Genomic DNA, 8,943 nt, shown 5'->3' on the forward strand with positions numbered 1-8,943 from the left:
AATGATACTAAAGTTGTATTTTTGATTTCGTTCACTCAATACTTTTAAATGTATTTTTACTTTATTATTGCCCTTCAAGCCTACTGCCTTTATCATCTTTATACACATAGAAATGCTTTTTATTGGTGGATTTTAATTCTCCTTTTACCGCTAGTAGGTTGTGTTATTTACTTGATTACACAGGTATACAATAAGCGCGATGCAGAAAAAATAACAAGTGAGATTACACATATAATTAATCCGACTAAAAAGATTAAGGATTTAGAAAAGCAACTTGAATTTTTAGAATCTTATCAGAATAGAGTGAATTTAGCCGATGCTTATTTAGAAAATAAAGATTATCAAAATGCAATTCCTTATTATTTAGATTCTATTGAAGGAAACAAGCAAAACGACTTTTATGTTATAAAGCAATTAATTGAGTGTTACTTTAATTTGGAAGAATATGAGAAGACCATTTCTTATACCGAAAAAATAAAAGATCATCAGGAATTTAAAAAAACTCGATCTCAATTTTTATACGGATTAGCTTTAGAAAAAGTTGGTAAAATAGAGGAAGCAGAAACGAATTTAAAAAAAATAGATATTCGCTATTCTTTTTACGAAGAGCGCCTAATTCTCGCAAAATTTTTATCAAGTAGAGGAAAAAAAGAAGAAGTAAAAGATATTCTTGAAGAGATTAAATCAGAATCTCAACACATGACAAAACCAAATAAGCGCATATATAGATTAACAATTCAAGAAGTTGAAAAACTTTTAATAGAAATAAATTTAGAGTATACTTGATGAACATTTTGAGCTAAATACTTTCCGAAATGTCAGTTCGAGTAATTTTTTGATAAAAAAATTGTTCCCGATAGCTATCGGGAGAGAACTAATTCATAAACAAAAACCCCTATTCTCGATACAAATTTCACTCATGTCATTCGTGAAATTCACTCGAATTGTCAGAGTTTTTCAAAATGCACAACAGGTTAAGAGCAAGTAGTTATTTAGGTGTAGCCTTATTATTGATGCTAATCTTAGTTTCAACGGCTAACTTCTTTTTAATTCGTGGTCGTCTAGCACCAAAAGTGCCCCTATTAATCTTACCCCTTTTTGTTTTTTTATCGCCTTTTCCCATAATAATTTAAGCTTTTTTCATTCCCGTGAAAACGGGAATCTTATTATCTTTAATAATTTTAATATAACAATTTCAAAGACGAAAGTCAAGTAAAACCTATGTTTATTCATAAACACCCATATCAACCATTCATCCAAAACGATACTACTAAATTAATAGTTGGTACGTTACCACCACCACGTTTTTCTACAGGTAACCTTCTAGACAAGGATGTGGATTTCTGCTACGGAAGTTATTATAACTCACTTTGGTTGTTTATTGATAAAATTCATAATCTAAATTTAAAATATGATAATTCCAAAGAAGCGATAAATGAACGGAAAGAGTTTTTAATCGAAAATAAAATAGGTGTTTGCGATATCGTTGAAAGTGCCGAACGCGATAAAATTGATGCATCCGATTTAGGGATGAAAAACATTAAGCTAAGTAATTTAATAGGCTATATTAAGCAGTTTCCGAGTATTGATACCATTTTATTTACAGGTGGTAGCAGTAAAAACGGACCAGAATATTTTTTCAGGAAACATTTAAAGGAATATAATTTGAAGTTAGAATTAGTTTATAACGAAGTTCCAAGAGTACATCAATTTACATTGTGTAACGCTGAGCGCAGTCGAAGTGCCTCAAGAATTGTAAAAACCGTTTCTTTAACTTCAGGTTCTGGTGCTGCTAATATTTCTATAAGTAGATTGCCACTTTATAAACAACTAAAAGCTAAAAACCCCGATTTTAATACCTTCGATTTTCGTGTGATGCAGTATCGGGAGTTTTTTTGAGAGGTTCGTTTAACTTTAATGAAATGCATCGTTTTAAAACTTAAATCAGACATAAACGAAGTTATTTATTTTTTCTGATAAAGCCCACATGCTTAGTCCTCAGCATTAAAAAACACCTTGTAGTAATGCATTTTCTTTTCATCGTCATAACCCCGTTCTAAATATTCTTCGGACGCATCGGGTGCATCTATATCGAGTTTTATTTGAATGTTTGTATCTAACTTTATTTCGGTTTTAATTTTACGCTTTTCTTTGGTTACAACACGTTCGGCAACATCAAATTGATTACGAATAACTAAATTTTGTTCACCTTCATATTCTTTTTTGTAATCTTCAAATTGTCTTATGTGCTTTTCTTCGTCAAACACATCTTCTTTAAAAAGCTCAACATTTACCGTTTCATTTTCTTTAAAAAAGTCAATGGTTTTTGTTAAAAACGTATTTTGTTCTTTAACGCCATAGCTGTTTTTTAAAACTTCGGTAGAGAATTCTTTACAGAGTTCTATGTATTGTTGCGTGTGGCTATTGGCATCATCGGCATATTTAATATTTAAAAACTGATTTATCCAGTATTGTGCATCGTAACTATTATTATCTACACTTAAAATTATGGGACCTTCAGTATCACTTTGATTTAAGATAAGGCAGCCTTTATCTACTTTTTTCGAACTAATGCCTTTCTGTACTAAAACATCATAGCTTTTGTTCTCTAAATAGGTTTGGAAGAAGTTCACCTTGCTTTCAATTTTAAAAATACCGAGTGCATTTGTTGTCATATCGCCATATTCAATGCCATCAAAAAGAACCACTAAAACATCGCCTGTTTTAATTTGTGCAGAAGTCGATTGCTCGTATAGATGTGTTACAATATGCTTTGAAACTTCAATAAAAGCATCGTCGTCTTTAAATATTTGAGAGGAGTAACTATTTATTTCGTTTAGTGCAATGCTAGCATGATGGTTAAAGCGATAGCTCTGTACTGCACTGCCAAAAGGACGCAATAAAAAGGGAAGCATAAGGTCGTAACTAGCTTCGTCAAAATCTACTAAATTCTCTGAGAAAGCATTTTTAGTATCGTTAAACTTGTTACCAACTTTATGGATTATAAATTTTGAAATGGAGGCGTTTTTTCTTGAAATCATAGTTCACTTTTTATTGCTTGCAATAGTATTAAATTAATCTCAGAATGTTGTAAAAAACGAGCGCCAAAACAAATTGTTTTGACGCTCAAGATTCGAGGACTTGGGTTTTTAATAGATACTAGCATTTATTATGAAGGGCACAAATTGAATATGTCCTTCATAGAAAATTAGTTATCTATAAAATGTATTTTGTTTGGTTTGAAATTGAATGTAAATAATTGATTAATAGCTGGATTAAAGATATAAATTAGTTTCTAATAAGCAAATATGTTATCGCTGTATTTTATTTTAATTTATTTGATACAGTATTACCGAGTTGTTTTCACCCTTTGTCACAAATTCTAGATTTCTATCCTTATCAATATTATCTAAATCGATTGCTGAATTTCCATAAACAGGAAAGTTTGGTAATAGCTTAGTCTGACTATCGTACAAATATATTTTTTGAGTCTGTAAATCGGTAGTGGTTACATAAATTTTATCATTTATATAAAATAACTGTGGCGCAATATAATTGCCATAATCTATTTCAACAGATTTATTTCTAATGGAAAGTTTGTTTTCAGTCTGTGTAACTAAAGTCTTTGAAGAACTTGTAATATGATGATTATCAGATAGATTTAAATTTTGAATGGCGGCGTTTCCTCGAGAGTCTATAGTAACAAGTTTACCGTCTTTAGAAGTTGTGGTAAATTTATTCTTATAAAGATTGATTGCTTCAGTAGAGTAGGAGCTATTAGTTTTTGGTGTAACCCTATTCTTTCCAGTACGATCTAAAATATATAGCTTAGAATCTGTTTTTATGGTGATGTAATCCTTACTACCAATTCTAAAATGTTGAGGTTGGTGGTTTATTATATCTTTTGCCGACTTAAATTTGAATCCAGATACTATTTTGGCTTTGGTATTGTACATTAATATATTCTTGCCTTGCGTTACTAATAGTCTGTAATTCTTCTTTTTGTCATAGTCGAATACCGAAAGAGGTTGTGTTATTTCGTCATTAAATTTACCAGGAAACGGAACGACATCATTTCCGTTTCTATCTAAAACATATACGCGATTTGGTGTAGCAAAAGCCAATTGTAACCTGCCGTTTTTGTAAATATCAATCTGATTTATTTTACCAAGGACAGCACCATGTAAACGTTTTTTCCAAAGAATTTTACCTTGATTTGAAATCAGGTATAAATTGTTGTTTATATCCTGAACAACAATTTCCTTTTGTTTTGTAATATGATTTTTAACGAATTGTGGGGTGTTAAGTAATTCATTATCTAGCTTGATGCTAAACTCTTCAGATATTGAATGTTCTAAAGCTCTAGTTTTACTTTTATTGATAATACCGTTTACATGAGCGAAATTAGTATCATACACAAACTGAAGCCCCGAAACCTTATAATTTTTCAGATTAATATTTAAGTTTTCAGTGAAATTATCTTTAATCACATTTTCGAGTGTTGATGAGTTAATTACAAGCATCAACGAAGAAGCATCACTTAATTCACTTTTAATATCCTTAAAGTAATTACGCTCACTAAGCGTGGTTTTGTTTTGGTAGTTAGCTATAATATTTTGCGTCATTTCCAAATCTGATGAAAACACAAAAAAGTTATCAAGTAAACAATAATTAGTAAAGTTTGTCGAATTAATTAATGGCTGAAAAGTTTGAGCGAACAATTCTGAATTACTGAAACTATAAATAGTTACTTGTCGGTAAGAATCAATAACATTTTGTTCTGCCAATAATGCGTCTTTTGTTGCTATGTCATCAATAGAATGCAATACAACAGCTCTATTTTTAGATTCATAAATAACGCCAACTTCAACTATATTATCAAAAAGTGTAGTGGATTCTGATATAGAGTCGTTGCGACTAAATTTAGCTAAATTTTTCTGAAAAATTTCGTAATCATCAAAAGTTAAACTCATAAAACCGTCACTGTTTGATGGTGTTACATGTTGAATTTGATTTTCTTGCGGCGTTGTGTTTTTGAAGACGTTTATCAAGTTTTTACTTGAATCTGTCGCTTTAGTAATGCCACTTAAAACTATTTTATTTTGATTAATATCAGTATCTAAAGCAATGTAATCTGTGAAATTATGAAATGGTAAGGTGTTGTCTATAAAAAATGATTTAATCAGCTCAGTATCAGGTTTAATAATAACTGATAGTGTTTTGGTATTATCGGTGGTACTGTATGTTTTTTCAAGAAGTTCGTTTGGAATAATTTTTTCATAAGCACCATCAATTAATATTTTCGAAGACGATGCAATAAAAACACTATCAATAACAGTACTGTAAAAAACAGCATTGTTTAATGTTGATTTCACAATAGTTCTATCATCATATTTGAGGGTTTCTTCTATATAGTTCGAAACAGAGTCTTTTTGAAATAAATGTTCATGATACTTTGTAACTAACGAAAATTCTAAACTATCATGTGCAGATTTGTTGATTCCTATTAACACATTTCCAAAGGGTTTTAATAAAGAGGTACATATTAACTTAGATTCTAATGATTTAATAGAATTAGATTTTGAAAAATGAGACAAAAAATCATTATTATGTATACTACTTTTTAAACTTTCAAGATTATTCGTTTTTATAATAATCGAGGAACTTTCTGGAATAAAATGTATTAATTTAGAACGATTTGTTTTAGAATTAGAGCAGCCTAAAAGAGTAGTTGCTATTAGGATAAAACAAAGAAAGCGCATAGGGTAATTAAGTTTTTACAAACCTAGTACATTTTTTACTCTTTTAAAACTCCAAAGCCAATTGTTCTGGTAGTAATTTAAAGGATTTTCTGTGATACTTTGTAACCCCAAATTCTTTAATGGCTTCACGATGTTCTTTGGTAGGGTAGCCCTTATTTTGTTTCCAATTATACATTGGGAACTCCTCATGAATTCTTTCCATGTAATCATCCCTGTAAGTTTTTGCTAAAACGGAAGCTGCTGCAATGCTTAAAAATTTAGAATCCCCCTTAACAATAGTTTCGAAGGGGATTTTTTTAAAAGGTTTAAACCGATTTCCATCTACAATTATAAATTCTGGTGCTATTTGTAGGCGCTCAATCGATTGGTGCATCGCCAAAATTGAGGCATTAAGAATGTTGATTTTATCTATTTCCTCTTGAAATATATGAGCGACAGCAAAACTTAAAGCTTGTTCTTCAATAATAGGCTTTAATGAATACCGCTTCTTTTCACTAAGTTGTTTGGAATCGTTTAATATTTTGCTTTTAAAACCCTCTGGCAATATAACAGCTGCTGCTGTCACTGGGCCTGCGAGACAGCCTCTACCAGCTTCATCAGTGCCACATTCTAATTCAAAATCGGAGTATTTTAATAATAACATGCAAGCAAAATATTATCAAATCTATAATTTTATCCAGAAATTATTATGCGTACATAAAATATTTATATGGAAAATTGAGAATAATGTAAACGGCATTAACAAATTCTTAATTTATGTCATGTAATTTAATGAAATTATAAAAAATATATAATAAAAATTAATAATTTGATAATTTAAAAAATGGATAGCCTCGAACATAATTGTTTTTTTAAGTGTTTTTTTTGGTTTTTTAATATAATATTAAGATGTTTGTCACTGACTAACTCAAAATAAATATTCAAACATTCTATTTTTTAGGGTGATAATAAAGAAAGCCAGTAAAATTTTACTGGCTTTCTTTATTTTAAAATAATTCACTTCACTTAGCGTTCAAATAATTACTTTTGTCACCTAAATATAATTATCCAAAATAAAAATCAAAAAGCATATTATTTGATGAAAAAAATAATTTTGACTTCCATTTTAATATGTTGCTTAAATATTTTGTTTGCTCAAGATAGACCAACTAGATTATCTCAGGACTTTGGAGAATTAAATACTCAAGATAGCCTTAGCGGTAAATCAAGAAAAAGTACAGGAATTAAAAATATTAAGAACTCAGAAGCAAAAATTGAGGACTATTTAATTATATCGCATCTTAATGATACCACTTATGTGGATACCACACTTACTATTCAAAAAGAGTATAAGTTTAATTATTTGCGTCGCGATAATTTTGGCTTGATGCCTTTTTCTAATATAGGACAGACCTATAATACCTTAACCTATAATTTTCAAAACACCCTTTTAAGACCAAGTTTTGGTGCGAGGGCGAGACATTTCAATTATATGGAAATTGAGGATATCAACTATTATAGGGTCCCAACACCATTAACTGAATTATTTTTTAAAACAGCTTTTGAACAAGGCCAATTAGCAGATTCTTTTTTTACTGTAAATACGTCGCCTCAATTTAATTTTTCAATTGCTTATAAAGGTCTAAGGTCTCTTGGTAGCTATCAGCATTTATTAACGAGTTCAGGAAATTTCAGATTTACCACTAATTACCTAACCAAAAACAAACGATATTTAGTAAGAGCTCACATAGTTACTCAGGATTTGTTAAACCAAGAGAATGGTGGACTACAAGATGGAAGTGTTGTAGATTTTGAATCTGGGACTGAAGAATTTTTAGATCGGTCTATTTTAGAAGTTAACTTCGAAAACGCAGAAAGTGTTTTAAAAGGCAAGCGATTTCATTTAGAGCATAACTATAAGATTATCAAGAATAAAGATTCATTGTCAAAAAACAAATTGAGTATTGGGCATATAATGTCATTTGAAGACAAGTTTTTTGAATATGACCAGTCTAATGCTTCTACCAGTTTTTTTGGAGAAGCTAACAAAAGCTCTGATCTAAAAGATAAAGTAACATTAGAAAATTTTTATAGCCAAGTACAATTAAATTACAATAATAGTATTATTGGCGATTTACAATTTAATGCAAGTCATAATAACTATAATTATGGTTATAATAAATTAGTTGTTGTAGGCAATGAGACAATAACAAATAGGTTAAAGGGAGATATATTCTCTGCAGGGGGAAAATATTTAAAGCAATTTAAAAAAATTGAACTTCAAGGTGAATTGGGTTTAAATATATCTGGTGATTTCGAAGGCAACTTTTTAAAAGCAAGGGCTAAGTTCAAACTTAATAAAGATGTTTTTGCTCAAGCATCAATAAATCATAGTTCAAATGCACCTAATTATAATATGTTGCTAAACCAGAGTGTTTATTCAAATTATAATTGGCAAAATAATTTTAATAATACCGAAACGCAACAATTAGCATTTCAGGTAAAATATAAAGACTTAGCAGATATTACAGTAGATTATTCTACTATAAACGACTATACCTATTTTAAAATTGATGCTGCGAACATCACAAATGAAAATCCAAATCCGATAAAGCCTTTTCAAACTAGTGAGTCCATAAACTATTTAAGAGTTAAATTTGTAAATGAAATTAAATATGGAAAGTTTGCCTTAAACAATACCATATTATATCAAAATGTTCAAAACGATAATAATGTGTTTAATGTCCCAGAGCTAACCACTCGAAACACATTATATTATTCTACACATCTATTTAAAAAAGCCATGTATTTACAAACAGGAATAACGTTCAATTACTTTACAAGTTATTATATGAATGCTTATAATCCTTTGCTTGCCGAATTTTATGTTCAAACAGATAGAGAATTTGGAGATTTCCCCCGTCTAGATTTCTTTATAAACGCTAAAATTCGTCAAACAAGAATATATATAAAAGCTGAACATTTCAATGCAGCCTTTACAGGGTACGACTATTTCTCAGCACCCAATAACCCATACAGAGACTTTTCTGTGCGCTTTGGTGTAGTTTGGAATTTCTTTCTTTAATATAATATTTTCTGAAATTTTTTTAATGTTCTCTTTTAAGGTTGAGGCTTGAGTTTATTGTGAGGGTATTCGAAGGGTTCCAAGTCCTCGAACCTTCTTTGTTTGTTAGTGGGCTTA

The 8,943-nt window shown here is 29.9% G+C and carries 7 protein-coding genes; 3 read left to right on the forward strand and 4 right to left on the reverse strand.

Annotation, left to right across the window (positions count from 1 at the left end):
* Positions 1 to 48 precede the first annotated feature (48 nt).
* On the forward strand, positions 49 to 786 hold the full coding sequence (locus tag AC2D6V_RS07770; protein ID WP_484647490.1) for a hypothetical protein: 738 nt from the start codon (positions 49 to 51) through the stop codon (positions 784 to 786).
* Positions 787 to 988: 202 nt separating this feature from the next.
* On the opposite strand, the gene AC2D6V_RS07775 is transcribed toward AC2D6V_RS07770, so the two are convergent.
* Positions 989 to 1,123 carry a 30S ribosomal protein THX gene (locus AC2D6V_RS07775; RefSeq protein ID WP_484647491.1) on the reverse strand — a complete coding sequence of 45 codons (135 nt, stop codon included), beginning with the start codon at positions 1,121 to 1,123 and terminating at the stop codon, positions 989 to 991.
* Between the two features lie 98 nt (positions 1,124 to 1,221).
* On the opposite strand from AC2D6V_RS07775, the gene AC2D6V_RS07780 reads away from it, so the two are divergent.
* A complete protein-coding gene (locus AC2D6V_RS07780) occupies positions 1,222 to 1,899 on the forward strand; it encodes a uracil-DNA glycosylase family protein (RefSeq protein ID WP_484647492.1) in 678 nt (225 codons plus the stop codon).
* A 92-nt stretch (positions 1,900 to 1,991) separates the two neighbouring features.
* On the opposite strand, the gene AC2D6V_RS07785 is transcribed toward AC2D6V_RS07780, so the two are convergent.
* The 3 genes from AC2D6V_RS07785 to AC2D6V_RS07795 all read right to left on the reverse strand — a co-directional run bounded on the left by AC2D6V_RS07785 (position 1,992) and on the right by AC2D6V_RS07795 (position 6,405).
* Positions 1,992 to 3,041 (reverse strand): nucleoid-associated protein, encoded by a 1,050-nt coding sequence (locus AC2D6V_RS07785; RefSeq protein WP_484647493.1) that lies wholly within the window; start codon positions 3,039 to 3,041, stop codon positions 1,992 to 1,994.
* A gap of 288 nt (positions 3,042 to 3,329) precedes the next feature.
* Complete coding sequence (locus AC2D6V_RS07790) at positions 3,330 to 5,762, reverse strand: ribonuclease HII (protein WP_484647494.1); 2,433 nt, start codon at positions 5,760 to 5,762, stop codon at positions 3,330 to 3,332.
* Between the two features lie 43 nt (positions 5,763 to 5,805).
* Entirely contained in the window at positions 5,806 to 6,405 is a 600-nt protein-coding gene (locus tag AC2D6V_RS07795; RefSeq protein WP_484647495.1) for a ribonuclease HII, read from the reverse strand.
* A 435-nt stretch (positions 6,406 to 6,840) separates the two neighbouring features.
* On the opposite strand from AC2D6V_RS07795, the gene AC2D6V_RS07800 reads away from it, so the two are divergent.
* Positions 6,841 to 8,826, forward strand: coding sequence for a putative porin (locus tag AC2D6V_RS07800; RefSeq protein ID WP_484647496.1), 1,986 nt, complete (start codon positions 6,841 to 6,843; stop codon positions 8,824 to 8,826).
* The last annotated feature ends 117 nt before the right edge of the window (positions 8,827 to 8,943 follow it).

The sequence above is a fragment of the Algibacter sp. YIN40 genome, assembly GCF_057219435.1.